Consider the following 23,898-nt stretch of genomic DNA (forward strand, 5'->3'; position numbering starts at 1 on the left):
TTCTATTGGAGAAACAAGCAATGAGCGAACAGCTGACGCTGTCGGCCGAGCTGCGCGAAAAGGCAGGCAAGGGAGCCTCCCGCGCAATCCGCCGCGAGGGCCGCGTGCCCGCCGTGATCTACGGCAACAAGGAAGAGCCGCTGAGCATCCACGTCGAGGAAAAGGCGCTGGTGAAGGCGCTGCAGACCGGCCACTTCACGAACACCGTCGTGATGATCGACGCCAAGGGCAAGACCAGCCGGACGCTGCCGAAGGACGTGCAGTTCCACCCGGTGACCGACCGCCCGGTCCACGTCGATTTCCTGCGCATCTCGGCGCATTCGAAGGTGACCGTGGAAGTGCCGATCCGCTTCCTCAATGAAGACGAGGCGCCCGGCCTCAAGCGCGGCGGCGTGCTCAACACCGTCCGTCACGAGCTGGAAGTGATCTGCGACGCCTCGAACATCCCGAGCGAGATCGAGATCGATCTCACCGGCCTCGAGATCGGCGATTCGATCCATATCTCCAACGTCACGCTGCCCAAGGGCGTCGAATCGGCGATCGACGATCGCGATTTCACGATCGCCACCGTGGTCGCGCCGTCGGCGATGAAGTCCGAGGAAGGCGAAGAAGCGGCTGAAGCCGGCGACGTCCCGACCGTGGGCGAGGACGAAGGCGAGGAAGCCGAGGGCGAGACGCCGGAAGGCGAAGCCCAGGGCTGATAGGTTCGCATGGCCCCGCTCGGGCGCTGGCTCGCATCGCTCTTCGGCGCAAAGCCAGTGGAGCTGCACGGCCAGCCGTCCGCAGCGGGGCCAGACGCGGACGATAGTTTCGAGGAGGCGGCGCCCGTGCAGATCTGGGTCGGCCTCGGCAATCCCGGCGCGCAATATGCGATGCACCGGCACAATGTCGGCTTCATGGCGGTCGACGCCATCGCCGAAACGCACGGCTTCGAGCCGGTCAAGAAGGCTTTTCACGGCTGGGCGCAGCAGGGCCGCATCGGCGGCAACCGTATCCTGCTATTGAAACCGGCCACCTTCATGAACGAGAGCGGCCGCGCCGTCCGCGCAGCGCTGGATTTCTTCAAGCGAGAGACGGGCGACGTCACCGTCTTCCATGACGAGCTCGATCTCGATCCTTTCCGCGTGAAGGTGAAGACCGGCGGCGGGACCGCCGGCCACAACGGCCTGCGCTCCACCGACGCGCATATCGGCGCCGATTTCCGCCGCGTCCGCATCGGCATCGGCCATCCCGGCAACAAGGCACGGGTGACCGGGCATGTCCTCGGCAATTACGCCAAGACCGAGGTCGACGACCTCGCGGACATGCTGGGCGCGATCGCCGCCGAGGCGCCCTGGCTCGCCGACGGCGACGACGCGCGGTTCATGAACGAAGTCGCGCGGCGGCTGGCGGATTGACGCGCCCCCTTCTCCCCGGTGGGGGAGAAGGATAGCGCAGCTTGGCGCAACGCCCCCTAGCGGAGATTGGATGAGGGTCGCCTCGGCGCCGCGCGCTCGCTTGTGCGAGCGCTCACCCCTCACCCAGCTCCGACTAGGCTCGCTACGCTCACCAAGTCTCCGCAACCCTCCCCCTCGAGGGGAGAGGGAAATTAGGCCTTCTTAGGAATCTCCAGCCCGCGTTGCACTGCCGGCCGCGCAAGGCCGCGGTCGAGCCAGGCGGGAACGTTCTTCAGCGCGTCATAGTCTACCAGCTCGCGGGCGCCATAGAAGGTGATGAGGTTGCGCACCCAGCCGAGCGTCGCGATGTCGGCGATCGTGTAATCGTCGCCCATGATCCAGTCGCGGCCTTCCAGCCGCCGGTCGAGCACGCCGAGCAGGCGCTTGGCCTCGGCGACGTAGCGGTCACGCGGCCGCTTGTCCTCGAAGTCCTTGCCCGCGAACTTGTTGAAGAAGCCGACCTGCCCGAACATGGGGCCGATCCCGCCCATCTGGAACATCACCCACTGGATCGTCTCATAGCGGCGCGCCGGATCGGCGGGCAGGAACTGCCCGGTCTTCTCGCCAAGATAGATCAGGATCGCGCCCGATTCGAAAAGTCCCAGCGGCTGGCCGCCGGGCCCGTCGGGATCGAGGATCGCCGGGATCTTGCCGTTGGGATTGAGCGACAGGAAAGCATCGTCGTGGCTCTCATTCTCGGTGATGTCGACGAGATGCGCCTCATAGGGCAGCCCCGTCTCCTCCAGCATGATCGACACCTTCACGCCGTTGGGCGTGTTCAGCGAATAGAGCTGGAGCCGGTCCGAATGCTTCGCCGGCCAGCGCCGCGTGATCGGAAAAGCGGAAAGATCGGCCATGAAGCTGCTCCTCGGAATGCGTAGCGTGCCGCCCAATTGGGAAGCGCAGCGACACTTTTGAAGGCCGCACTGGCAAGCCGCGCCGCCAGCCGCTATCGGGCTGCTCGAATTGGCCCTCTCCCGCTTGCGGGAGAGGGTTGGGTGAGGGTCAGGTGTGAGCAAAGGGTGCGGTGCCGGCAGGCCAGCACACACCCTCTCCCCGACCCTCTCCCGCAAGCGGGAGAGGGAGTTTGGGTTTTCGTTGCGGTATCGTGGGGCTGCCGAATGTCGGCAAGTCCACCCTGTTCAATGCGCTGACGGAGACGGCGGCGGCGCAGGCGGCCAATTACCCCTTCTGCACGATCGAGCCCAACGTCGGCCGCGTCGCAGTGCCCGATCCGCGGCTGCAGACCATCGCCAAGATCGGCAAGTCCGCGCAGGTTATCGAGACCCAGCTCGAATTCGTCGACATCGCCGGGCTGGTGCGCGGCGCTAGCAAGGGCGAAGGGCTCGGCAACCAGTTCCTGGGCAACATCCGCGAGGTGGATGCGATCGTTCATGTGCTGCGCTGCTTCGAGGGCGGCGACGTGACACACGTCGAGGGCAAGGTCGATCCGATCGCGGATGCGGAGACGGTGGAAACCGAGCTGATGCTCGCCGATCTCGAAAGCCTCGAGAAGCGCGTCCCAGCGCTCGTCAAGAAGGCGCAGCAGGGTGACAAGGAAGCCAAGATCCAGGCGAGCGTGCTGGGCCAGGCGCTCGACCTGCTGCGCGATTCCAAGCCCGCGCGGCTGACCGAGCCGAAAGACGAGGAAGAGCGCAAGGCGCTCGACCGCGCACAACTCCTCACTGCCAAGCCGGTGCTCTACGTCTGCAATGTCGACGAGGGCGACGCGGCGGGCGGCAATGCGCACAGCGCGCGGGTGTTCGAAAAGGCGGCGGCGGACGGCGCCAAGGCGGTGGTCATCTCCGCCGCGATCGAGGCGGAAATCGCGACGATGCCGATGGAGGATCGCAAGGATTTTCTCGGCGATCTCGGGCTCGAGGAAACCGGCCTCGCGCGAATCATCCGCGCCGGCTACGATCTCCTCCATCTCATCACCTTCTTCACCGTAGGCCCCAAGGAAGCGCGCGCCTGGACGGTGGAAAAGGGATCGAAGGCGCCCCAGGCCGCGGGCGCGATCCATTCCGACTTCGAACGCGGATTCATCCGCGCCGAGACGATCGCCTATGACGATTTCGTCGCCAGCGGCGGCGAGGCAGGCGCGCGCGATGCCGGCAAGCTCCGCTCCGAAGGCAAGGACTATGTCACCCGCGACGGCGACATCATGCTGTTCCGCTTCAACGTGTAGCCACTATCGTCATTGCGAGCGGAGCGACGCAATCCAGCGGCCTTCGCGCGCCGCCAGGTCCGTAATGGATTGCTTCGTCGCTGCGCTCCTCGCAATGATTAGGCACATTAGGAATGACGGAGACGGCCTTGCTCTATCTCGAAGATCTGAAAGTCGGCCAGAAGGCGGCGTTCGGGGCGTATCAGGTGACGCGCGAAGAGGTGCTGGCGTTCGCGCGGAAATATGATCCGCAGCCCTTTCACCTCTCGGACGAGGCGGCGGCGAAGACGCATTTCGGGCGGATTGCGGCGAGCGGATGGCACACCACCGCGATGGTAATGGCGATGATCGTCGAGAACATCCACCGCACCGGGGAGCAGGGGTTAGGATCGCCCGGGATCGATGAACTGCGCTGGCTGAAGCCGGTCTATCCGGGCGATACGCTGCGCTGCGAGACCGAAGTGCTGGAAGTCCGCCCCTCGCGCAGCAAGCCGCACCTCGGCTCCTACCGGGCAAGCATGACCGTGCTCAACCAAAACGACGTCCCGGTGATGACCTACATCTCCAACGTGCTGATCGCGCGGCGGCCTGCCGGCTGAGCCTTAATCCGGGCGGCGCTGCCCGGGCCGAACGTCGCTGCGCGGATTACGGGTCACCGGACGGGCGGTCACGCCCTGCCGCTGGCGGATCGCCTGGCCACGGACGCCTGGGTTGGCCTCGCGCAGGCCGCGCTCGATCGGCATCGTGCGGCCGCGATAATTACGGCCACGATCGCCGCGCCATTCGCGCCGGTCGCGACGGAAATCGCGCCAGTTGGCGGTGACTTCGCCGCCGCGCCATGCCGAGCGGCGACCTTCCCAATAACGCCGGTCACGGTCGCGCCAGCGATGCGGGCGCCGGCCGCGATCATAGACGTAATAGCCCGAGCCCGGATAATAGAAGCCGTTATACCAGCCCCAATAAGGCTGGCCGAAGCCCTGATAGCCCGACGCGTAGAAATCATACTGATCGGCGGCGACATAGGGATTGGAATAGGGGTCGGCATAGCCGGCCGTGCCGTAGCCGGCGTCGAACCCGCCATAGCCGTAGCCATCCGCGCATGCGCCGAGCGACGCTGCGGCAGCCACGGCGATGAGAGCATTGCGAAGGCGGGATGCAGACATTGTCGCTACTCCGGAAGAACGCGGGCGCACGTCACGCCCGAATTCCTTAACGCCGGAACGGCTTAGCGGTTGCATGAACAGACTCACTGCGCCCCGGCGTCTGCCGGGGGAGCGCAGATCAATGCCGCTTACGGTCCGCCCAGATGTTCTTGTAGGACAAATAGGCGAGGATGCTGGCGAAGAGCAGGAAGATCAGCACCGCGATACCAGTGCGATGGCGGTTCTCCAGCTTCGGCTCGGCGGTCCACACAAGGAAGGCGGTCACGTCGGTCGACATCTGGTCGATCGTCGGCTTGGTGCCGTCGGCATACGTCACCTGGCCTTCGGCGGTCAGCGGCTGCGGCATCGCGAGGTTGAGGTTCGCGAAATATGGATTGAAGTGCAGCCCCGTACCCGGACGATTTTCAACCGGGAGCGGCTTGCCGTCCTCGTTGCGGTAGGTCGCCGGATCGCGATAGCCGATCAGCAGCGAATGTACATAGGCCGGGCCGCCCTCGCGCGCCTTGGTGATGAGCGAGAGATCGGGCGGATAGGCATTGCTGTTCGCCGCCCGCGCCGCCGTCTCGTTGGCATAGGGGTTCGGGAACTTGTCAGCCGGGATCGCCTTGCGGGTCGTTGGCTCGCCGGTGTTGGGATCGACCGAGGGCACTTCGATCGCCCACTGATCGGCGATCGCCTTGATCTCCGGCTCGTCATAGCCGAGATCGTGGAGATCGCGGAACGCGACGTAGTGCAGGCTGTGGCAGGCCGCGCAGACTTCCTTGTAGACCTGGAAGCCACGCTGCAGCTGCTGGCGATCGAACTTGCCGAAGGGGCCGTCGCTGGCGAGCTTCAGCGGCTCGGGATGCTTATGGAATGCATATTCCACCGGCTTGACGGGCGGCTCCTTCACATAGGCGACAACGCCCGTGAACAGCGAGATGAGCAGCACTCCGACGAAGCCGAGCCCGACGATGCCCCCGATCACACGTACCATGATCCGATCTATCCCTTAATGCGCGGAGGCCGGCGCGGTGCCGCCCTGCCCCAATGGCGCCGCTTCCTGCTTCTCGCCGTGCAGCACCGAGTCGGTGATCGACGCAGGCAGCGGCAGCGGCCGCTCGAGCTTCGAGAGCAGCGGCAGGATGATGAGGAAGTGCGCGAAATAATAAGCCGAAGCGATCTGGCTGATCATCACGAACGGCTCTTCCGCCGGCGCGCCGCCGCAATAGCCGAGGATCGCGACGTCGATCAGCAGCAGCCAGAAGAACTGCTTGAAGCGCGGGCGGTAGTTGCCCGAGCGGACCGGCGACTTGTCGAGCCACGGCAGCGCGAAGAGCAGCAGGATCGACGCGAACATCGCGAGCACGCCCCACAGCTTTGCCGGCAGGATGAAGTCGACGGTGAAGGCGCGCAGGATCGCGTAGAACGGCCAGAAATACCATTCGGGGACGATGTGCGCCGGAGTCGAGAGCGGGTTCGCCTCGATGTAATTGTCCGCATGGCCGAGGAAGTTCGGCATGAAGAACACGAAGATCGACAGGCCGATCAGCGCGACCGCGAGGCCGAAGCCGTCCTTGGCGGTATAATAAGGATGGAACGGCACCGTGTCCTGCGGCGACTTCACGTCGACGCCGGTCGGGTTGGACGATCCCGGAATGTGCAGCGCCCAGATGTGCAGGATGACGACACCCGCAATCACGAACGGCAGCAGATAGTGGAGCGAGAAGAAGCGGTTGAGCGCGGCATTGTCGGGCGCGAAACCGCCGAGCAGCCACGTCTGGATCGGCTCGCCGACCACCGGGATCGCGCCGAACAGGCCGGTGATGACCTTGGCGCCCCAGAAGCTCATCTGGCCCCACGGAAGCACATAACCCATGAAGGCGGTGGCCATCATCAGCAGGAAGATGACGAGGCCGAGCATCCACACCATCTCGCGCGGCGCTTTGTAGGAACCGTAATAGAGGCCGCGGAAGATATGGATGTAGACGACGACGAAGAAAAAGCTGGCGCCGTTGGCGTGGAGATAGCGCAGCAGCCAGCCCTGGTTGACGTCGCGCATGATATGCTCGACCGACTGGAAGGCGATCGCGCCATTGGCGGCGAAATGCATCGCCAGCACGATGCCGGTGACGATCTGCAGCACCAGCGCGAAGCCGGCGAGCACGCCGAAATTCCAGAAATAATTGAGGTTGCGCGGCACGGGATAGCCGGCGCCCACCGAATTGTAGACCAGCCGCGGCAGCGGCAGACGGCTGTCCATCCACTGCATGAACGGATTCTTCGGCGTATATTGCTGCGCCCAGGGGAAGCTCATCGGATCCTACCTCAGCCTATCTGGACAATTGTGTCAGAGGTGAACGTATATTCCGGCACCTCCAGATTGAGCGGCGCCGGGCCTTTGCGGATGCGCGCGGCAGTGTCGTAGTGCGAACCGTGGCAGGGGCAGAAATAGCCGCCATATTCGCCCTTGTTCTCGCCCTCCGCGGCGCCCAGCGGCACGCAGCCCAAGTGCGTGCAGACGCCGAGCGTGATCAGCCAATTGCGGCGCCCCTCTTCGGTGCGCTCGGCCAGCGTCTGCGGATCGCGCAGTTCGCTCAGCGGCACGGCGTTCGCGGCCTGCTGCTCGGCGGGGGTGAGGTTGCGGATGAACACCGGCTGCTTGCGCCAGATCGTCTTGATCGCCTGGCCGGACTGGATCGCGGAAACGTCGACCTCGATCGAGGCGAGCGCGAGCACGTCGGCCGATGGGTTCATCTGGTTGATGAGCGGATAGAGCACCGAGAGGCCGCCGACGCCGGCAGCACTGACCGCGGCGATATTGATGAAGTCCCGGCGGCGAACGCCATCGCCCTCCACCGCGCCATCATGGTCTGGGGTTTGTTCGACCGTCGCCATTTCCAACCTTCGAGCGAAACTGATCCGATATGCGAAATGCCGCCACCGGCCTAGCGATGGACGGAGGCGACGCATTCGCAACGAGATGCCGCGATAAGGAGCCCCCTTGGCGCGGCGTCGGGGCCTGATAGCCGCCAAGGGCGCAATTTGCCAACAGCGATTTTGACCGGGGTTTCACGGTGATGCCGCGGGGCGCTATGGCAAGAGCGATGCGGATCGCCCTCTATCAGCCCGACCAGCCCGGCAATATGGGCGCGATCCTGCGCCTCGCCGCCTGCACCGGGGCGCAGGTCGACGTCATCGAACCCTGCGGCTTCGCCTTTTCGGACAGGGGATTGAAGCGCGCCGGGATGGATTATGTCGAGATCGCCGCGGCGACCCGGCATGCGAACTGGGGCGCTTTCGAGGAGGTCGTCCAAGGGCGCATCGTGCTGCTGACCACCAAGGGGGCCACGCGGCTCGACGAGACGGCCTTCCAGCCCGGCGACACCTTATTGATGGGATCGGAGAGCAGCGGCGTTCCGGACGACGTCCATGCCCGCGCCGATCTTCGCGTTCGCATTCCGCAGGTGGAGGGTACGCGCTCCCTCAACCTCGCGGTCGCCGCGGGCATGGCGCTGACGGAGGCATTGCGGCAGACGCGTGGCTGGCCCAGAGGATGAGCGGAACAGGCAATGGAGGCTCCGTGATCGAGATCGACGACCAGCAGCAGGCGGCGCGCGACTGGTTCGAATCGCTGCGCGATAGCATTTGCGCCGAATTCGAGGCGATCGAGCGCGAGGCGGGCAGCGACGCGGCGTTCGAATACAGCCCGTGGGACCGGATCGATCCGGATGGTGCGCCCGGCGGCGGCGGCGTGCGCGGGCTGATGAAGGGCAAGGTGTTCGAGAAGGTCGGCGTCAATGTCTCCACCGTGGGCGGCCGCTTCAGCCCGGAATTCGCCGCCTCAATCCACGGCGCGTCGGAAAACCCCAGCTTTTTCGCCACTGGCATAAGCCTCGTCGCCCACATGGCGAACCCGCACGCGCCCGCGGTGCATATGAACACGCGCTTCCTGTGCACCACGAAGCGCTGGTTCGGTGGCGGCGCGGATCTCAACCCGCCGATCCCCTATCAGGAGGATACCGACGCGTTTCACGCGTGCCTGCGCGCCGCCTGCGCGGCGCACGACCCGACCTATTATCCGCGGTTCAGCAAATGGGCGGAGGAATATTTCTTCATCCCCCATCGCGGCGTCCATCGCGGCGTCGGCGGCATCTTCTACGATCATCTCGAAGATCATTTCGAAGCAAATTTCGCCTTCACCCGCGGCGTCGGCGAGGCGTTTCTCGACATCTTCCCGAAGCTGGTGCGCAAGCGCATGGACACGCCGTTCGACGATGCCGACCGCGCCCGCCAGCTCGAATGGCGGGGCCGCTATGCCGAGTTCAACCTGATCTACGACCGGGGGACGTTGTTCGGGCTAAAGACCGGGGGGAATATCGACGCGATCCTGATGAGCCTGCCGCCGCTCGCGACGTGGAGCTGAGGATTTGGGCCTGACCCCGATTGAGCCGGGCCATATCGGCACGGTCGTCACCTATCTGGAAATGGTCGAGCGACCGCGGGCTGCGCCGATGCCCGATTCGCCGCTGCGCATGGCCGCATGGAAGGATCCTGCTCCGGACAAGTACCGCACGCTCTTCGAGCGGGTCGGCGGGCGCTGGCTCTGGTATTCCCGGCTGGCGATGGGCGATGCGGCGCTCGCCGCGGCGATGGCCGACGTCCATGCCGTCGTCGATCCGCGCGGCGTCGAGGTCGGCATAGTCGAGCTCGACTTCAAAACGGCCGGCCAGTGCCTGATCCGCTTCCTGGGGCTGGTGCCCGAACTCGCCGGTAAGGGCCACGGCCGCTGGCTCTTCGCCGAGACGCTGGCGCGCGCCTGGGCGCCCGGCGTCGAGCGCGTTGCGGTCAACACCTGCACGCTCGACCATCCCGCGGCGCTCTCCGCTTACCTCCGCGCCGGCTTCACCGCCTACGCCCGCGCGTTCGAGAGCTTTCCCGATCCGCGCCTCGCCGGGCTGTTGCCGCGCGACGTGGCGCCTCAGGCGCCGATCGTCCCCTCGCCCGAAAGCTGGCGGTAGACGCGGGCGGTCAGCACCACGAAGAAGGCCGAGGCGATGCCGTTGAGCAGCCCCAGCGTCACCAGCATGATGAAATGGCTGAGCGTGCCGGGATCGGGTGCGCCGAGCGTCAGCGCGACGATCGCACCAACGACGAAGCTCACCGCCATCATGATCAGCAGCAGCACGATCATCACGAGCACGAGGAGGCCGAGCAGCCGCGCAAAATGGCCGGCGGTGAGCCGCCAGCTCGCCTTCAGGATCGCAACGGGGCCGAGGGCGGTGTCGGCGGCCACCGCCGTCACCAGAAGCAATCGCACCCCGACGAGGATCGCGATCGGGATCAGCATGAAAATCACGACCGCGACGGCGCTTTGCGGGTTCGAGACCAGCAATATGGCGATCAGCGACAGCGGCACCATCGCCACCACCATGGCGAGCGCGATGAGTAGCACCGCTCCGAGCAGTGGCCACATCCGCCGTGCCGCCGCTCCAATCGCGGCGCCGACAACCGTCTCCCGGCGCAGCGCCAACATCGCGATGGCGACGGATCCGATCAGCGTCACCGCCATCAGCGGGATGATCAGCAGCGCCGCGGCCCCGACCTGGGGCGCTTCGCCTTCGACAGGCGTCGGCGTCAGCCACTGGACGAAGATCGAGGGAAAGGCGATGAGCGCCAGCGCCACCGGGAAGATCAGCCCGCCCTCGGCCCTGAGAAACGCGGTGGTTTCGCTCCACGCCTTGTCGATGGATAGGGTCTTCATGCGCTCCGTCCGTTGCCTATCTTCCTGCTATGCATAAGCCGCCCGCTTCGCAATCCGCCGCCGTCGACGGCGTGGAATGGCGCTTGTCGCCGGGGCCAACGAACTATGAGGTCGCGCTGACGGAGATGGAGGCGCGCGCCGCCGCGGTGGGCACCGGCGAGGCGCCCGAACTGGCGTGGCTGCTCGAACACCCGCCGCTCTACACCGCCGGCACCAGCGCCGACCCGGCGGAGCTGTTCAACCCGCAGGGGTTTCCAGTTCACAAGGCCGGGCGCGGCGGGCGTTACACTTACCACGGTCCCGGCCAGCGCGTCGGCTATCTGATTCTCGATCTCAACCGGCGCGGGCGCGACGTGCGCTGCTTTGTCCATGCGCTGGAAGGCTGGGTGATCGCGGCGCTCGGCGAGCTGGGCGTCGCGGCGTTCCGCGCGCCGGGGCGGATCGGCATCTGGGTGGCGGAGAGCGGCACGGAAGCGAAGATCGGCGCGATCGGCGTGCGCGTCCGCCGCTGGGTCACGATGCACGGCTTCGCGGTCAACGTCGATCCCGATCTGGGCCATTTTTCCGGCATCGTGCCGTGCGGAATTGCGGAGTTTCCCGTCACCAGCCTTGCGAAACTCGGCATCCCCGACGCGCAAAATGCTTTGGATGCGGCACTTTATCGCACCTTCGCGCGTTTTCTGGCCTCACTCGGTACGTGCATGGAGGAGGCTTGAGGGCCTCCTCCATTCTGTATATTGTGGACGGGATTTGGCAAAAGAACGGGCACACCCCGATCCAAATCCATAGCTAGGGAGTTTCCAGAATGCGTGCAATTTTCAAGAACGTCCTGACCGGCTCGATGGTTGCCGGCGCCGCTCTCCTCGTCGCTGCTTGCGGCGGTTCGGAGACGGCTGAAGTCAACAACACCATGACCGAGATGGACGCGACCGATCCGATGATGGACGGCACGACCAACGACGTCACCGCCGTCGACGGCGCGATGGGTATGGACAACAACATGGCCATGGACGCGAACATGACGATGGACGCCAACATGACCGGCGACAACGCCATGATGATGAACGACGCCAACATGAGCAACGGGATGTAATTCCCGAAGCCATCAGGTTTCGAATTCGGAAGGGCCGTCCGGGCGACCGGGCGGCCCTTTTGCGTGGCGGGAAACCGGTAGGCACGTGCCAAGGCCTTGATTTCCGGTTGCCCGGAGTACCCCGTTAATCATAGGGACAGGCCAGCCGCAGGATGGTCCGAACGCGGTCGCGTAAAGGGGTTGAGGTAATGGCACGAAGGTTCAAGACCATGATGCGCGCGGCTATCGCCGTGCTGGCATTCGCGGGCGCGCAGGCCGCGCCGGCGCAGATGTTCATGAACACGCCCGACTTCAAACCCGGCCCGATCGACGGCAGCGATCCGCTGATCGGCTTCGCGCTGCCCGGCGCCACCCCGGCCGAATATCGCGCGCACCTGCTCTGGACGATGCGTGCCGGCCTCAACGTCGCGGCGCTGCAATGCCAGTTCTCGCCTTTCCTGCGCTCGGTCGATAATTACAACGGCGTGCTCGCGCATCACGCGAAGGAATTTGCCGACGCCTATTCCACGCTGAACGCCTATTTCAAGCGCGTCCACGGCGCGAAGGAAGGGCAGCGCAAGTTCGACGATTATTCGACGATCACCTACAATGGCTTCTCCACGCTGCAGGCGCAGTACGGCTTCTGCAACGTCGCCTCGAACATCAGCAAGGAAGCGCTGACCCGGCCCAAGGGCGATCTCCACCTCACTGCCGAGGCGCGGATGCGCGAGCTGCGCAACAGCCTGGTCCCCGCGTTCGACAGCGTGACGGGCTATAATCCCGGCGCGATCCCGATGCCGCAGGTGCCGCCGCTGTCGGACGATTGCTACGACCGGCGCGGCAACCTGCGCTCCAAATGCCAGGCGAATTTCTCGCAGGTCGGACGGTAACTGTTCCCCGGCGAAAGCCGGGGAACAGATATCCCTTACGGCAGCCCCAGCAGTTTGTGGGTCTGGAGGCTGAGGCGCCAGCCGGGATGCGCCATGACGTAGGCGATCGCCGCCTGCCGCGCGGCATCGCCCTTGGCGCAGTCCATCGGCTGGATGAGGAAATGCGCGAAGTCCCAGCGCAGAAGATCGGCGGGCTCCATGCCTGCCTGCGGCCAGACCAGCTTCAGCTCGTCGCCGGATCGCTGGACAACCTCGCTTCCCGCCTTGGGACTGATGCACAGCCAGTCGATCCCGGGAGGCGCGGGCAATGTCCCGTTCGATTCGACCGCGATCTCGAAGCCCCGGTCGTGGAGCGCGTCGATCAGCGCCGCGTCGAGCTGGAGCATCGGTTCGCCGCCGGTAATCACCACCAGCGGCAATTCGCCGGCGCTCCACAGCGCAGCGACGCGATCCGCCAGCATATCGGCGTCGTAGCGCCCGCCATTCTCGCCATCCATGCCGACGAAATCGGTGTCGCAGAAACTGCATTGCGCTGTCGCACGGTCCGCCTCGCGGCCCGACCAGAGGTTGCAGCCGGAGAAGCGCAGGAACACCGCGCGGCGCCCCGCCTGCATCCCTTCGCCCTGCAACGTCAGGAAAATTTCTTTGACCGCGTAGCTCACGGGCGCGCGGCGTAAACGGTGGGATCGGCGAGGCCCGCTTCGGCAAAGCCCTTGGCGCGCAGCCGGCAGGAATCGCACAGGCCGCAATGGCGGCCGTCCGTCGTGGGATCGTAGCAGGACCAGCTCATCCCCGCGTCGAGGCCGAGACGCGCCGCTTCCGCCGCAATGTCGGCCTTGGTCATCTCCATGAGCGGCGTGTGGACGACAAATCTATCGCCCTCGACCCCGGCCTTGGTCGCGCGCGCGGCCATCGCCTCGAACGCTTCGACGAACTCCGGCCGGCAATCAGGATAACCCGAATAATCGAGCGCATTGACGCCGATGAAGAGATCGCGCGCACCCGCCGCCTCCGCCCAGCCGAGCGCGAGGCTGAGGAAGATGGTGTTGCGTGCGGGGACGTACGTGATGGGTATCCCCTCCGCCGCCACACCCCCCTTGGGCACCGCGATGTCTGCGGTCAGCGCCGATCCGCCGAAGGCCGAGAGATCGAGCGGCAGCACGACATGCCGCGCCGCGCCAAGCGCCGTCGCGATCCGCGCCGCGGCCTCAAGTTCGATCCGGTGCCGCTGGTTATAATCGACGGTGAGCGCGAACAGGCCATAGCCCGCCTCGCGCGCCTGAGCGGCGGCGACCATCGAGTCGAGCCCGCCAGAAAGCAGAACGACAGCGAATTTTTGCGATTGGGTCATTGCGCGGTGCCGCTAAGCCCCCTGCGTCCCGAGCGCAATGCCGCACAAAGAAACGGGCCGCCCGGTATCAGGCGGCCCAGTTGTGGCGTTCAAGCCAGCTAGGGAGGAAAGCGTGCTTAAATCCAAGCACGTTTCGGTATTTACGACACGCTTGGTAAACCGGGGCTTAACAAGGATCGTGTCGCAACGCCTTACCGACGCGCCGAGCCGATGCGCCCGCCGCCGCAATTGCCCACCTTCCGCGCCTCGGCGCGATAGGCGAAGGGCGTGCTGCCCATGATGCCCTGGGTGTCGATCTTGGCGAGACGCGGGGTCTCGACGCGGAGCGACGTGCGGCCGAAGCCGTTTGCCGGGCAGGTGTAATGGACGGTCGCGCCCTTGGCGTCGGTGTTGAGCACGACGCGCGAGCAAGGCGCATTCTTGTGCTGTACCTGCAGCAGCATCGCCGGATCGGCCATGCACATCGCCTGCGGCTCGTCGTCCGAGTCGGCCATGCGGACCTGCCACAGGCCCGGCTCCAGCTTCGCGAGCGCGCCCGGTCCCTGTGCCGCAACCGGCGTCAAAGTGATCATCGCGGCGCCGAGCGCCAGGAGCGCCCGACGATATCCGTCGTTCAAGCTCTTCATCATCTTCATCCCAACCCCGCGCGGATCGTTCCGCGCAATTCCGGCCTATTCGAAGCCCGGAGTCCCCGCCATCGGCCTTAGACCAAGGTGGGGAAACAAACGACTAACACGCGGGCGACTTTTCCCATCAGGCGGTGGTGTCATTGAAACTTATGGGAAAAACCTTCGAGCAGAATTCGCAATCGACATTGATGACGCCGTTTTCGTCGATCATTTCGGCACGCTCGTCTTCCGGGAAGCGGGCGATGACGCTGCGGATATGCGCCTCGGTGCAGCGACAGCCGCGCGCCAGCGGCACGGCGCCGAGCACGCGCACCTCCTCTTCCTCGTGAAACAGCCGCCACAGGAGATCGTCGAGCGGCAGTGCCGGATCGGTCAGCTCGCTCGCCTTGGTGGTGACGGCGAGCGCCTTCACATGCTCCCATTCCGGATGGTCGAGGCGGGTGTGGAGCCGCTCGCGCCCCTCCTCGCCCTCCGGCAGATGCTGAAGGAGGATGCCGCCGGCGATATGGCCGGTATCGTTGACCGACAGGCGGACGAGGCTGGGGATCTGCTCGGACTGGCAGAAATAGCTTTCCGCCGCCTCGGCCAATGAGTCGCCCTCCAGCGGCACGATGCCCTGGTAGCGCTCCTGGCTCGCCGCCTGATCGAAGGTGATCGCGAGATAGCCCTTGCCGAACAGGCTGCACAGGTCCGGCAAACCCTGCTCCGCGGCTAGCCGTTCCGTGTCGAAACGGACGTAGCCGCGCAGATCGCCGCCGCGATAATCGCAGACCATGAGATCGACGATGCCGCTTTCGGTCTGCGCCTGCAGAGTGAGTTGGCCCTCAGCATCCTTGAGCATCGCGCCGAGCAGCGCGGTCAGCACCAGAGCCTCGGACAGGGTGCGCGCGATCGGCGCCGGATAGGCGTGCGCCGCGAGGATCGCGTCGAGCGCGCCGCCCAGCCGGACGAGCCGACCGCGAGCGTGGCGCGCGGGGATGGTGAAGCCCACCGCCTGATCGAGATGGGCGGTGGCGGAATGCGTTGCGATCGGGGACGTCATGTCGCCGATGTAGGAGCCCGCGCCGGATAATCCAGCGCGGCCCCCATCAGCGGATCGTCAGGCGGCTTCCTGCGGAAGCTCGTACTGCCGCGCGGCTTCGGACAGCTTCTCGACGAACTCGGCGATGTGCGAATCCTCGATCACCAACGGTGGCAGCACGCGCATCACATTGTCGCCGGCCGCGACGGTGAGCAGGCCGTGATCGCGCAGGTAGGTGACGAAGGCGCGGCTGTCGGTCTTCATCTTGATGCCGAGCATCAGGCCGAGGCCGCGGACGCTTTCGAAGAGATGATCGTGGTTGGGGATCATCTGCTCCAGCGCGCCGCGGAGGCGATCGCCCATGCGAGTGACCCGCTCCAGAAATTCGGGGGTGTTGACCACGTCGAGCACCGCGCCGCCCGCAGCCATCGCAAGCGGCCCTCCGCCATAGGTGGAACCGTGGGTGCCGATGACCATGCCGGCCGCCGCCTTCTCGGTCGCGAGGCAGGCGCCCATCGGAAAGCCGCCGCCGATACCCTTGGCGCTGGCGAGGATGTCGGGCTCGATGCCGTAATGCTCGTAGGCGTAGAGCTTGCCGGTGCGCGCTACGCCGCACTGCACTTCGTCCAACACCAGCATCAGATCATGTTCGTCGGCGAGCGCGCGGAGGCCCTTCATGAACTCCTGGCTGGCGGGGCGGATACCACCCTCGCCCTGCACCGGCTCGACGAGGAAACCCGCGGTATGATCGTCGATCGCCGCCTTCGCCGCGTCGAGATTGTCGAACTCGGCGACGGTGAAGCCGGGGAGCAAAGGCGCGAAGCCGTCGCGCAGCTTGGCTTGGTCGGTCGCGCTGATCGTGCCGAGCGTGCGGCCGTGGAAGGCGTTCTTGAACGTGATGAGGGTGTGCTTCTCGGGCCGGCCGTGATGATGGTGGTAGCGGCGCGCGGTCTTGATCGCGCACTCGACCGCCTCGGCGCCCGAATTGGTGAAGAACACCGTGTCGGCGAAGGTGCTGTCGACCAGCCGCTGCGCCAGCGCCTCGCCCTGCGGGCTGCCGTAGAGGTTGGAGACGTGGATCAGCGTCGCCGCTTGGTCCTGGATCGCCTTGGTAAGGTGCGGATGGCCGTGGCCGAGCAGGTTGACCGCGATGCCGCTGGCGAAATCCAGATAGGTCTCGCCGCCCTCGCCATAGAGGTAGCAGCCCTCTCCGCGGACCGGACGCACGGGCGAACGGGGGTAGACGGGCATGAGCGGCGTGACGGCCATCGGACGGGCTCCCAGAGCGGTTCTTGGATCGGAAAAGAGGCGACCTTCTTCAAGGCCGCCTCTTGCCGTCCGCTATAGGATTTCGGCGGGCGCCGCGTCAATCGAGCGGCGCCCCGGGATGCCTGCCCTTAGCCGCGGCGGCCATCCCAATCGCGACGCTCGTAGCGCAGCTTGGCGTGGACCCGGTTGATGCGATATTCGAGATCACGCACCTCGCTGCGGTCGAGACCGTTGCGGGCATAGCGATTGTAGGTCCGCTGCAGATCGAGCGCGTCACGACGCAGGCTCACCGCCTCGCGGCGCGAGATCACGCCGCGCTGGGCAGAACGATCGATCCGGCGCTCGAGCTGGTTGATATCGTTTTGGATCTGGCGATGGACCGCTGGAGCCGGACGCCACGGCTGCGCTGCGGCTGGAATTGCGGTGAACGTCGCCGAAGCGGCAACAAGAGCGAGAACAACTTTACGCATGACACTTCTCCTTCAAGCCATGCGAATCAAATAGGCCCGCGGCACTGATGGCGGTCTGAACGCACTCGACAGCTGGCGTTCAGCAAAGTCGGCCTTTTCCTGAACGGATCAGCTCTTGAGTTTCCAGCCCGAGCGGAGCAGCCGGTAGCAGACGAAGGCCAGCGCGACGTTGATCGCGAGCAAAAGGAACGCGCCGAACAATACCGGCGAGTCGGCGGCGCGGAGGAAGCCGTAGCGAAAGCCCGAGATGATGTAGAAGAACGGGTTGGCGTGGCTCACCGCCTGGAACGCGGGCGACAGTGTCTCGATCGAATAGAAAGTGCCCGACAGCAGCGACAGCGGCGCGACCACGAAGTTGGTGACCGCTGCGGCATGATCGAACTTCTCCGCCCAGATCGAGGTCAGCAAGCCGAGCAGTGCGAGCATCGTGCTCCCCATCAGCCCGAACCAGATGAGCGCGAGCGGGTGGCTCGGCGCGACATGGACGCCCGGCCAGAGCAGCATCGCCAGCCAGACCGCGGCGCCGACCAGGATCGCGCGGGTGACGGCGGCGCCGACCAGCCCCGCCATCAGCTCGCCGATCGACAGCGGCGGCATCAGATAATCGACGATATTGCCCTGGATCTTGCCGACCAGCAGCGAGAAGCTGGAATTAGCGAAGGCATTCTGGATCATCGCCATGATGATGAGGCCGGGCGCGAGGAAATCAGCGAACGGCACCGCCTCGCCGCCGATCGACACGGTGCGCCCCTGCCGGCCCAGCGCGACGGTGAAGATGACGAGGAACAGCAGGGTGGTCAGCGCGGGCGCCCAGACGGTTTGCAGCTGGACCTTGAAGAAACGCCGCACCTCCTTCACATAGAGCGTCTTGAGGCCGCCCCAGTTGACGTTCCGGAAAACCGGTTCGCCGGGGGCGTGCCGCACCCAATTCGAAGGCTGGTCGTTCATGATGCCGTCGCCTAGAGGCTGGCGGCGCGGGCCGCAAGCCGAGTGACGGAAGGAAGACGATGTCCTGGACCGACGAACGTATCGATCGGCTGAAGGCGCTGTGGAGCAAGGGCATGACCGCGAGCCAGATCGCGGAGGAGCTCGGCGGCGTCTCGCGCAACGCGGTGATCGGCAAGGCGCATCGCTTGGGTCTCCAGTCGCGTCCCTCACCGGTGAAGCCCAACGAGCCCGCCGCCAAGAAGGCCGACAAGCCGGCTGCGGACAAGCCGGCCGCTGCCGCCGCGAAGCCTGCGCCGCGCCCTGAGGCCAAGCCGGCGACCCCTGCACCGCGCCCGGCCGCGCCGGCGCCTCAGGCGGCGCAGCCTGCACAGCCCGGCCAGCAGCCGCCGCGCAGTGACCAGCCGCGCATCGTCTCGGTCGGACCGGGCGGCTTCCTTCGCCAGACGCCCGGCGATCAGCCGAGCCCGATTCCGCCCGCGCCGCCGCGCCGCCTGGTGCCCGCCAAGCCGAGCGCCGAGGTTGCCGACAAGACGAGCCTGCTCGATCTCAACGAGCGCATCTGCAAATGGCCGATCGGCCATCCCGGCGAGCCCGATTTTCACTTCTGCGGCGCGCCGTCCAACCCGGGCTTTCCTTATTGCGTCGAGCATTGCGGGGTCGCCTATCAGGCGCAGATGCCGCGCCGCGACCGCCGCCCCCCGCCGCCCCTCCCCTTCGGCGGCCCGCGCGTCCGCTGACACTGATCGAAGCCGCGCAGCGTTTCGCCGAAACAGGATGCTGTGTCCCGGCGCGCCGGTTAGCGTGCCGGCATGCGCTGGCTGCTGCTTCCGTCTCTAGCCCTGTTCGAAGATGCCGCGCTCTTCGGGTTGCGCGCGGTCACCGGTGCGTTCCTGATCTACCAGAGTCACGACAACGTGCTGAGCGCGGCCCGGATGACCGAATTCGTCGAGTTCATGGCGGCGCATGGCTTCGTGGCGCCCGCGCTGCTAGCGCCTTTCGCGATCTTCTGGCAGATGGCGGCTGGCATCGGCTTTCCGATCGGTTTCGCCGTTCGCTGGCTGGGCCTGATCACCGCCATCCAGTTCGTCGTCGCCTGCTGGATGGTGCATTGGCCGATGGACTTCAACGGCTGGTGGCCGGCGCTGATCCTCGTCTTCCTCGGCCTCTATTTCGCGGCACGAGGCGGAGGACGTTACGGGGTCGATTCCTGGCTTGAGGCACGCGCCGCAAGAAGTTGAATCGCTTCGTCGAATTTGGCGGAACCGAGCCGGAATCGGCGGCGTTGATCGCGCAGTATTCCACTGCTTACCAAGGCCCTTCACGACCATGTTAGATGATGACGCGGCTTATTTCGAGCGCCGCGCCGAAACCCAGATCGAACTCGCCAGCAAATCGACCGATACGCGTGCCGTCCAGGCGCATTACGCGCTGGCCAATTTCTATCTCGAGCGGATCTACGGCACGTCCGAAGAAGGCAAAGCGGCAAACGACGCCTGAAACAGGCGACTGGGCCTCAGTGCGTCCGGGCGCTCCACGCGCCGGAGCGCATCGTCGCGATCTCGATCCGCTTGCCGAGCCATTCGGCCAGCTCCTCGAATGCCAACGCGCGATCGAAGACGATGCCCGCGTGGCCCTCGCGGTGCCAGCGGACGGTGCCGCGGATCGGGCGGAGGCTATCGAGCGTCACTACCGCTTCCTGACCGACGCAGGAAGGATCCTTGATCGCGAGCTTGAGCCCGCCGAGCGAGATGTCGCGCACCTGCACCTTGTGATAATAGCGGCCGACTTTGATCGTCGCCGGGCAATCGATGTCGAGCCGCGGCGGGCGCGGCTGGTGGCCCGAGCGCGGCGCGCGATTGGCGAGCACGGCGCGAAGGTCGGCATCCTGATCGAACTTGACGCCCAGTGTCGCCTCGCGCGTCCAGACGACGCGCGCCGGGATCGCCCGCAATGCACCGAGCTCGACCGCGACGCGCGCGCCGACATCGAGCGGCTGCATCGCCTCGGCGACCAGCCCGCCGGCGGACAGCGCACGGACGCGGATGATGGTCTGGGCGAAATCGCCGACCAATTTGCCCATCGGCAGCAGATCGAGCGAGCGTCCGTCGATCGCGTCGCCCGGCCGCGGCACTTCGGTGCTCAGCGAGAACATGGTCGTATTGAGCGCGGATTCGTCCACCGGCATTGCGCCTTCGGTCTTCTTGCGGCGAATGAGAGTGCCAAACACGGGCGGCGAATCCTTGGATCGGAGAAACGGCTGAATCTCGCGCCGAAGGGTTAAGAATGCCTTAGCGTGCCCGCGCGAGCGCGAGCGGCTTGGCAGGGAGACTCCCCGCGCCCTATAGCTTGGCGCATGTCCGATCTGTTCGCGGCCGGCGCGGCCCCCTCATCCGATTATGACGCGTCCGCCATCGAGGTGCTCGAAGGCCTCGAGCCGGTGCGTCGCCGCCCCGGCATGTATATCGGCGGCACCGACGAGCGCGCGCTCCACCACCTCGCCGCCGAAGTGCTCGACAATGCGATGGACGAGGCGGTGGCGGGGCATGCGACGCGGATCGAAGTGGAGCTGGAAGCGGGCAACCGCCTGACCATCCGCGACAACGGCCGCGGCATGCCGATCGACGAGCACCCCAAATATCCGGGCAAATCGGCGCTCGAAGTCATCATGACGATGCTCCATTCGGGCGGGAAGTTCTCCGACAAGGCCTATGCCACGTCGGGCGGTCTCCACGGCGTCGGCGTCAGCGTGGTCAATGCGCTCTCCACCGAGACGATCGTCGAGGTTGCGCGCAACAAGGAGGTCTATCGGCAGAGCTTCGCGCGCGGGTTGCCGACCGCCCCGCTGGAGCGCGTCGGCACCGCCCCCAACCGGCGCGGCACCAACGTCACCTTCACGCCCGATCCCGAGATTTTCGGGGCCGAGGCGAAGTTCCGCCCGGCGCGACTCTATCGCCTGGCACGATCGAAAGCCTACCTGTTTGCCGGGGTCGAGATCCGCTGGAAATGCGATCCCGTCCTTCTCGGCGAGGACGATACGCCGGCCGAAGCGAGCTTCCAGTTTCCAGGCGGACTTTCCGATCACCTCAAGGAGCAGATTGCCGGCCGCGAATGCGTCACGGCCGAATTCTTCCGCGGGCGACAGGAGTTTCCGGGCGGCCAGGGTTCGGTCGAATGGGCGGTGGCATGGCCGCTGTGGAGCGAGGGCGCGGCATCCTATTATTGCAACACCATCCCGACACCGGACGGCGGGACCCACGAGCAGGGCCTGCGCGCCGCGCTGATACGGGGGCTGCGCGCCTTCGGCGAGCTGGTCGGCGTCAAGAAGGCGAAGGACCTGAGCGCCGAGGACATGATGTCCGGCGCCGAACTGATGCTCTCCGTCTTCATCCGCGATCCGCAATTCCAGAGCCAGACCAAGGACCGGCTGACCAGCGCCGATGCCGCGCGGCTGGTCGAGGCGGCGGTGCGCGACCATTTCGACCATTTCCTGGCCGACAATATGGAGCGCGGGCGCGCGCTGCTCGGCTTCGTGCTCGACCGGATGGACGAGCGGCTGAAGCGCCGCGCCGAGCGCGAGGTGAAGCGCAAGACCGCGACCAGCGCGCGCAAGCTCCGCCTTCCCGGCAAGCTCACCGATTGCGCCAATGACGATCCGGCGGGAACCGAGCTGTTCATCGTCGAGGGCGACAGCGCCGGCGGCTCGGCCAAGCAGGCGCGCGACCGTAAGACACAGGCGATCCTCCCCATCCGCGGCAAGATATTGAACGTCGCCAGCGCCACCGCCGACAAGATCCGCGCCAACAGCGAGATCGCCGATCTGACGCTGGCGCTTGGCTGCGGCGTGCGCGACCGCTGCAACGCCGACGACCTGCGCTACGAGCGGATCGTCATCATGACCGACGCTGACGTCGACGGCGCGCATATCGCGACGCTGCTGATGACGTTCTTCTTCCAGGAAATGCCCGAGATCGTGCGCAAGGGCGCGCTCTACCTGGCACAGCCGCCGCTCTACCGGATCGCGGCGGGCGGGACCGTCGCCTACGCGCGCGACGATGCCCACCGCGCCGAGCTGATGGAGACGATGTTCAAGGGCAAGAAGGTCGAGACCGGGCGCTTCAAGGGGCTGGGGGAGATGAACCCGCAACAGCTCCGCGAAACGACGATGGATCCGAAGACGCGATCGATGATCCGCGTTACCTTGCCGCAGGAATATGAGGAGCGGTCGGCGATCAAGGATTTGGTCGACCGGCTGATGGGCAAGAACCCCGAACATCGCTTCGCCTTCATCCAGAGCCACGCGGCCGAGCTGGACGAGGAAGCGATCGACGCGTGAGCGCGATTGCGATCGTTCCCGATCCCGCGCTCGACATCGCCGCGGCGGCTGAGCGCTTCGCCGAGGCCGGGCGGGCGCAGATCGACCGGGTGCTGGCGGCGGATTGCGCGGAGGCGTTGCGCGCCCGACTTCGCGACCTTCCCGACTGGGGCAAGGCTTGGGGCGTGGCGGGGGACGGCCCACACCTCGCGCGGCCGGGAGACACTGCGCCGGACGACGCGCAGCTCGGCGCAGCCGTCGCCGAAGGCCGCCTCGCCTATCGCTACGGGCTGTGCCCTGTGTCCGATGCGGCGGGGGAGACCTGGACGGACGCGATCGAGCCCGAGGCGCTGCTGGCCGCCTTCCACGATGCCGCATTTCTCGATCTTGCGCGCGCGGTCACCGGCATCGCGTCGCTGGCGGCGATCGATGTCCAGGCGACGCTGTACGAAGCCGGCGATTTTCTCTCGCGCCACGACGATGAGGGTAGCGACGCGGGCTGGCGCGTCGCCTTCGTGCTCAACCTCACCGACGGCGCGTGGGGCCCCGATTGCGCCGGGCAATTGCTGTTTCACGACGGCGACCGGATCGCCGAAGCCTTTGCGCCGCGCTTCAACAGCCTGGCCCTGTTTCGCGTGCCGCAGGATCATAGCGTGAGCTATGTCCCGCCCTTCGCGCCCGTACGCCGCCGCTATGCGCTGTCCGGCTGGCTGAAGGACCGGCCATGCTGAGGCGCTGGAACAGTGCGCGCGCTACCGGGGTGGGCATCCTGGCCGGAATCGCGTCGCTGCTGCTTTCGCCATTCCGCTGGAGCGACACGGCGGGTTACCCCTTCTATCTCGCCGCGGTCGGCTTCACGGCCTTTTGCGGCCTCTCGATCCTTTTCCTCGTGCTCAACGACATCCGCATTCACACACGTGGCAGCCGGATGCAGGTGGTCCGCACCTTCGATGCGATTATGGGATTGATCCTCGCCGTGCCCGCGCTCTGGGCGCTGTTCGGCTAGGACGCGCTGACCGGCGCAACCAGCGGAAAGCGCGGGATGGTCACCGCGAAGTCGGCGCCGTCCGCACCGATCATGTGATAGCGGCCGTCCATTGCCCCGCTCGGCGTATTGAGCGGGCAGCCGGAGACATAATCGAACGCCTCGCCCGGCTCGATCACCGGCTGTTCGCCGACCACGCCCTCTCCCTGCACCTCGTGCCGCCCGCCGCGCGCATCGACGATCGACCATTCGCGGCTGACGAGCTGCACCGCGCGGGTGCCGCCATTCTCGATGCGCACATGATAGGCCCAGAACCAGCGCCCGCGCTGCGGCTCGGATTGTTCGGGCAGGAAACTCACCGAGACGCGGACCGTGATGTCCCGCGTGACGGCGCTATGGGGGAACAGCGCTTTCACCGGCCAAGCATCCCCCTTCGCCGCGC

The 23,898-nt window shown here is 66.1% G+C and carries 31 protein-coding genes; 16 read left to right on the forward strand and 15 right to left on the reverse strand.

The annotated features are described in order from the left end of the window. The first annotated feature begins 20 nt into the window (after positions 1–20). On the forward strand, positions 21–701 hold the full coding sequence (locus B9N75_RS01475; RefSeq protein ID WP_085217194.1) for a 50S ribosomal protein L25/general stress protein Ctc: 681 nt from the start codon (positions 21–23) through the stop codon (positions 699–701). Positions 702–827: 126 nt separating this feature from the next. Next, positions 828–1,397: an aminoacyl-tRNA hydrolase gene (gene pth / locus B9N75_RS01480; RefSeq protein WP_085219343.1), complete on the forward strand. Its 570-nt coding sequence runs from the start codon at positions 828–830 to the stop codon at positions 1,395–1,397. Between the two features lie 191 nt (positions 1,398–1,588). Here the strand turns inward: pth and B9N75_RS01485 are convergent, their stop codons facing one another. Continuing rightward, a complete protein-coding gene (locus B9N75_RS01485) occupies positions 1,589–2,293 on the reverse strand; it encodes a glutathione S-transferase N-terminal domain-containing protein (protein ID WP_085217195.1) in 705 nt (234 codons plus the stop codon). Between the two features lie 230 nt (positions 2,294–2,523). Between B9N75_RS01485 and ychF the strand changes: the two genes are divergently transcribed. Together ychF and B9N75_RS01495 are read left to right on the forward strand one after the other, a co-directional pair. Next, positions 2,524–3,624, forward strand: coding sequence for a redox-regulated ATPase YchF (gene ychF / locus B9N75_RS01490; protein WP_085217196.1), 1,101 nt, complete (start codon positions 2,524–2,526; stop codon positions 3,622–3,624). 128 nt (positions 3,625–3,752) lie between these two features. After that, the gene (locus B9N75_RS01495; RefSeq protein WP_085219344.1) at positions 3,753–4,202 is read left to right on the forward strand and encodes a MaoC family dehydratase; all 450 of its coding nucleotides are present in this window, start codon (positions 3,753–3,755) and stop codon (positions 4,200–4,202) included. A 3-nt stretch (positions 4,203–4,205) separates the two neighbouring features. On the opposite strand, the gene B9N75_RS01500 is transcribed toward B9N75_RS01495, so the two are convergent. The 4 genes from B9N75_RS01500 to petA form a co-directional block, all read right to left on the reverse strand. Further along, positions 4,206–4,766, reverse strand: a complete 561-nt coding sequence (locus tag B9N75_RS01500) for a hypothetical protein (protein WP_085217197.1) — start codon at positions 4,764–4,766, stop codon at positions 4,206–4,208. 118 nt (positions 4,767–4,884) lie between these two features. Continuing rightward, positions 4,885–5,742 carry a cytochrome c1 gene (locus B9N75_RS01505; protein ID WP_085217198.1) on the reverse strand — a complete coding sequence of 286 codons (858 nt, stop codon included), beginning with the start codon at positions 5,740–5,742 and terminating at the stop codon, positions 4,885–4,887. 15 nt (positions 5,743–5,757) lie between these two features. Beyond that, the gene (locus B9N75_RS01510; protein WP_085217199.1) at positions 5,758–7,062 is read right to left on the reverse strand and encodes a cytochrome b; all 1,305 of its coding nucleotides are present in this window, start codon (positions 7,060–7,062) and stop codon (positions 5,758–5,760) included. An 11-nt stretch (positions 7,063–7,073) separates the two neighbouring features. Then, positions 7,074–7,643 carry a ubiquinol-cytochrome c reductase iron-sulfur subunit gene (gene petA / locus B9N75_RS01515; RefSeq protein WP_085217200.1) on the reverse strand — a complete coding sequence of 190 codons (570 nt, stop codon included), beginning with the start codon at positions 7,641–7,643 and terminating at the stop codon, positions 7,074–7,076. Between the two features lie 209 nt (positions 7,644–7,852). On the opposite strand from petA, the gene B9N75_RS01520 reads away from it, so the two are divergent. Genes B9N75_RS01520 through B9N75_RS01530 form a run of 3 tightly spaced genes read left to right on the forward strand, consistent with a single transcriptional unit; the run spans position 7,853 to position 9,766 of the window. After that, on the forward strand, positions 7,853–8,305 hold the full coding sequence (locus B9N75_RS01520; RefSeq protein WP_085217201.1) for a tRNA (cytidine(34)-2'-O)-methyltransferase: 453 nt from the start codon (positions 7,853–7,855) through the stop codon (positions 8,303–8,305). Beyond that, entirely contained in the window at positions 8,302–9,171 is an 870-nt protein-coding gene (gene hemF / locus B9N75_RS01525; RefSeq protein WP_172840779.1) for an oxygen-dependent coproporphyrinogen oxidase, read from the forward strand. The genes B9N75_RS01520 and hemF overlap by 4 nt, the downstream gene beginning before the upstream one ends. 4 nt (positions 9,172–9,175) lie before the next feature. Beyond that, positions 9,176–9,766 carry a GNAT family N-acetyltransferase gene (locus tag B9N75_RS01530; protein ID WP_085217202.1) on the forward strand — a complete coding sequence of 197 codons (591 nt, stop codon included), beginning with the start codon at positions 9,176–9,178 and terminating at the stop codon, positions 9,764–9,766. Here the strand turns inward: B9N75_RS01530 and B9N75_RS01535 are convergent. Further along, a complete protein-coding gene (locus B9N75_RS01535) occupies positions 9,727–10,509 on the reverse strand; it encodes a hypothetical protein (protein ID WP_085217203.1) in 783 nt (260 codons plus the stop codon). The two genes, B9N75_RS01530 and B9N75_RS01535, sit on opposite strands and share 40 nt — an antisense overlap. A gap of 29 nt (positions 10,510–10,538) precedes the next feature. On the opposite strand from B9N75_RS01535, the gene lipB reads away from it, so the two are divergent. From lipB to B9N75_RS01550, 3 genes are all read left to right on the forward strand, one after another. Continuing rightward, positions 10,539–11,225, forward strand: a complete 687-nt coding sequence (gene lipB, locus B9N75_RS01540) for a lipoyl(octanoyl) transferase LipB (protein ID WP_085217204.1) — start codon at positions 10,539–10,541, stop codon at positions 11,223–11,225. Positions 11,226–11,314: 89 nt separating this feature from the next. Then, positions 11,315–11,602, forward strand: coding sequence for a hypothetical protein (locus B9N75_RS01545; protein WP_085217205.1), 288 nt, complete (start codon positions 11,315–11,317; stop codon positions 11,600–11,602). Positions 11,603–11,811: 209 nt separating this feature from the next. After that, complete coding sequence (locus B9N75_RS01550; RefSeq protein WP_244552396.1) at positions 11,812–12,471, forward strand: hypothetical protein; 660 nt, start codon at positions 11,812–11,814, stop codon at positions 12,469–12,471. A gap of 35 nt (positions 12,472–12,506) precedes the next feature. Here B9N75_RS01550 and queE read toward each other — a convergent pair whose 3' ends face one another. From queE to B9N75_RS01585, 7 genes are all read right to left on the reverse strand, one after another. Further along, entirely contained in the window at positions 12,507–13,133 is a 627-nt protein-coding gene (queE, locus tag B9N75_RS01555) for a 7-carboxy-7-deazaguanine synthase (RefSeq protein WP_085217206.1), read from the reverse strand. Continuing rightward, positions 13,130–13,822, reverse strand: a complete 693-nt coding sequence (gene queC / locus B9N75_RS01560) for a 7-cyano-7-deazaguanine synthase QueC (protein ID WP_085217207.1) — start codon at positions 13,820–13,822, stop codon at positions 13,130–13,132. The genes queE and queC overlap by 4 nt, the downstream gene beginning before the upstream one ends. A 191-nt stretch (positions 13,823–14,013) precedes the next feature. Continuing rightward, positions 14,014–14,451, reverse strand: coding sequence for a DUF3617 domain-containing protein (locus tag B9N75_RS01565; protein WP_157123640.1), 438 nt, complete (start codon positions 14,449–14,451; stop codon positions 14,014–14,016). 124 nt (positions 14,452–14,575) lie between these two features. Continuing rightward, entirely contained in the window at positions 14,576–15,493 is a 918-nt protein-coding gene (gene hslO, locus B9N75_RS01570; RefSeq protein WP_085217209.1) for an Hsp33 family molecular chaperone HslO, read from the reverse strand. A 57-nt stretch (positions 15,494–15,550) separates the two neighbouring features. Further along, positions 15,551–16,741: an aspartate aminotransferase family protein gene (locus B9N75_RS01575; protein ID WP_085217210.1), complete on the reverse strand. Its 1,191-nt coding sequence runs from the start codon at positions 16,739–16,741 to the stop codon at positions 15,551–15,553. Positions 16,742–16,869: 128 nt separating this feature from the next. Next, on the reverse strand, positions 16,870–17,211 hold the full coding sequence (locus tag B9N75_RS01580) for a magnesium transporter CorA family protein (RefSeq protein ID WP_085217211.1): 342 nt from the start codon (positions 17,209–17,211) through the stop codon (positions 16,870–16,872). Positions 17,212–17,319: 108 nt separating this feature from the next. Continuing rightward, positions 17,320–18,159, reverse strand: a complete 840-nt coding sequence (locus B9N75_RS01585; protein WP_085217212.1) for an ABC transporter permease — start codon at positions 18,157–18,159, stop codon at positions 17,320–17,322. Between the two features lie 59 nt (positions 18,160–18,218). Between B9N75_RS01585 and B9N75_RS01590 the strand changes: the two genes are divergently transcribed. From B9N75_RS01590 to B9N75_RS14160, 3 genes are all read left to right on the forward strand, one after another. Then, positions 18,219–18,896: a GcrA family cell cycle regulator gene (locus B9N75_RS01590; protein WP_085217213.1), complete on the forward strand. Its 678-nt coding sequence runs from the start codon at positions 18,219–18,221 to the stop codon at positions 18,894–18,896. 72 nt (positions 18,897–18,968) lie between these two features. Further along, a complete protein-coding gene (locus tag B9N75_RS01595) occupies positions 18,969–19,397 on the forward strand; it encodes a DoxX family protein (RefSeq protein WP_085217214.1) in 429 nt (142 codons plus the stop codon). Between the two features lie 88 nt (positions 19,398–19,485). Beyond that, entirely contained in the window at positions 19,486–19,656 is a 171-nt protein-coding gene (locus tag B9N75_RS14160; protein ID WP_172840780.1) for a hypothetical protein, read from the forward strand. Positions 19,657–19,672: 16 nt separating this feature from the next. On the opposite strand, the gene B9N75_RS01600 is transcribed toward B9N75_RS14160, so the two are convergent. Further along, positions 19,673–20,386 carry a PilZ domain-containing protein gene (locus B9N75_RS01600; protein ID WP_085217215.1) on the reverse strand — a complete coding sequence of 238 codons (714 nt, stop codon included), beginning with the start codon at positions 20,384–20,386 and terminating at the stop codon, positions 19,673–19,675. A 126-nt stretch (positions 20,387–20,512) separates the two neighbouring features. Between B9N75_RS01600 and parE the strand changes: the two genes are divergently transcribed. Genes parE through B9N75_RS01615 form a run of 3 tightly spaced genes read left to right on the forward strand, consistent with a single transcriptional unit; the run spans position 20,513 to position 23,477 of the window. Further along, on the forward strand, positions 20,513–22,492 hold the full coding sequence (parE, locus tag B9N75_RS01605; protein WP_085217216.1) for a DNA topoisomerase IV subunit B: 1,980 nt from the start codon (positions 20,513–20,515) through the stop codon (positions 22,490–22,492). Then, the gene (locus B9N75_RS01610; protein ID WP_085217217.1) at positions 22,489–23,202 is read left to right on the forward strand and encodes a 2OG-Fe(II) oxygenase; all 714 of its coding nucleotides are present in this window, start codon (positions 22,489–22,491) and stop codon (positions 23,200–23,202) included. The genes parE and B9N75_RS01610 overlap by 4 nt, the downstream gene beginning before the upstream one ends. After that, positions 23,196–23,477: a hypothetical protein gene (locus tag B9N75_RS01615; protein ID WP_157123641.1), complete on the forward strand. Its 282-nt coding sequence runs from the start codon at positions 23,196–23,198 to the stop codon at positions 23,475–23,477. The genes B9N75_RS01610 and B9N75_RS01615 overlap by 7 nt, the downstream gene beginning before the upstream one ends. On the opposite strand, the gene apaG is transcribed toward B9N75_RS01615, so the two are convergent. Next, positions 23,474–23,872 carry a Co2+/Mg2+ efflux protein ApaG gene (gene apaG, locus B9N75_RS01620; RefSeq protein WP_085217219.1) on the reverse strand — a complete coding sequence of 133 codons (399 nt, stop codon included), beginning with the start codon at positions 23,870–23,872 and terminating at the stop codon, positions 23,474–23,476. The two genes, B9N75_RS01615 and apaG, sit on opposite strands and share 4 nt — an antisense overlap. Positions 23,873–23,898 lie beyond the last annotated feature (26 nt).

Source organism: Allosphingosinicella indica, assembly GCF_900177405.1.
In the GTDB taxonomy this organism is placed as follows: Bacteria; Pseudomonadota; Alphaproteobacteria; order Sphingomonadales; family Sphingomonadaceae; genus Allosphingosinicella; species Allosphingosinicella indica.

Bases quoted from the DNA above. Each gene is read 5' to 3' on its own strand.
- B9N75_RS01475 (WP_085217194.1), top strand. From the start codon at position 21: ATGAGCGAACAGCTGACGCTGTCGGCCGAGCTGCGCGAAAAGGCAGGC.
- B9N75_RS01485 (WP_085217195.1), bottom strand. From the start codon at position 2,293: ATGGCCGATCTTTCCGCTTTTCCGATCACGCGGCGCTGGCCGGCGAAG.
- B9N75_RS01500 (WP_085217197.1), bottom strand. From the start codon at position 4,766: ATGTCTGCATCCCGCCTTCGCAATGCTCTCATCGCCGTGGCTGCCGCA.
- B9N75_RS01505 (WP_085217198.1), bottom strand. From the start codon at position 5,742: ATGGTACGTGTGATCGGGGGCATCGTCGGGCTCGGCTTCGTCGGAGTG.
- B9N75_RS01510 (WP_085217199.1), bottom strand. From the start codon at position 7,062: ATGAGCTTCCCCTGGGCGCAGCAATATACGCCGAAGAATCCGTTCATG.
- petA (WP_085217200.1), bottom strand. From the start codon at position 7,643: ATGGCGACGGTCGAACAAACCCCAGACCATGATGGCGCGGTGGAGGGC.
- B9N75_RS01520 (WP_085217201.1), top strand. From the start codon at position 7,853: ATGCGGATCGCCCTCTATCAGCCCGACCAGCCCGGCAATATGGGCGCG.
- hemF (WP_172840779.1), top strand. From the start codon at position 8,302: ATGAGCGGAACAGGCAATGGAGGCTCCGTGATCGAGATCGACGACCAG.
- B9N75_RS01535 (WP_085217203.1), bottom strand. From the start codon at position 10,509: ATGAAGACCCTATCCATCGACAAGGCGTGGAGCGAAACCACCGCGTTT.
- lipB (WP_085217204.1), top strand. From the start codon at position 10,539: ATGCATAAGCCGCCCGCTTCGCAATCCGCCGCCGTCGACGGCGTGGAA.
- B9N75_RS01545 (WP_085217205.1), top strand. From the start codon at position 11,315: ATGCGTGCAATTTTCAAGAACGTCCTGACCGGCTCGATGGTTGCCGGC.
- B9N75_RS01550 (WP_244552396.1), top strand. From the start codon at position 11,812: ATGATGCGCGCGGCTATCGCCGTGCTGGCATTCGCGGGCGCGCAGGCC.
- queC (WP_085217207.1), bottom strand. From the start codon at position 13,822: ATGACCCAATCGCAAAAATTCGCTGTCGTTCTGCTTTCTGGCGGGCTC.
- B9N75_RS01565 (WP_157123640.1), bottom strand. From the start codon at position 14,451: ATGATGAAGAGCTTGAACGACGGATATCGTCGGGCGCTCCTGGCGCTC.
- hslO (WP_085217209.1), bottom strand. From the start codon at position 15,493: ATGACGTCCCCGATCGCAACGCATTCCGCCACCGCCCATCTCGATCAG.
- B9N75_RS01575 (WP_085217210.1), bottom strand. From the start codon at position 16,741: ATGGCCGTCACGCCGCTCATGCCCGTCTACCCCCGTTCGCCCGTGCGT.
- B9N75_RS01580 (WP_085217211.1), bottom strand. From the start codon at position 17,211: ATGCGTAAAGTTGTTCTCGCTCTTGTTGCCGCTTCGGCGACGTTCACC.
- B9N75_RS01585 (WP_085217212.1), bottom strand. From the start codon at position 18,159: ATGAACGACCAGCCTTCGAATTGGGTGCGGCACGCCCCCGGCGAACCG.
- B9N75_RS01590 (WP_085217213.1), top strand. From the start codon at position 18,219: ATGTCCTGGACCGACGAACGTATCGATCGGCTGAAGGCGCTGTGGAGC.
- B9N75_RS01595 (WP_085217214.1), top strand. From the start codon at position 18,969: ATGCGCTGGCTGCTGCTTCCGTCTCTAGCCCTGTTCGAAGATGCCGCG.
- B9N75_RS14160 (WP_172840780.1), top strand. From the start codon at position 19,486: ATGTTAGATGATGACGCGGCTTATTTCGAGCGCCGCGCCGAAACCCAG.
- parE (WP_085217216.1), top strand. From the start codon at position 20,513: ATGTCCGATCTGTTCGCGGCCGGCGCGGCCCCCTCATCCGATTATGAC.
- B9N75_RS01615 (WP_157123641.1), top strand. From the start codon at position 23,196: ATGCTGAGGCGCTGGAACAGTGCGCGCGCTACCGGGGTGGGCATCCTG.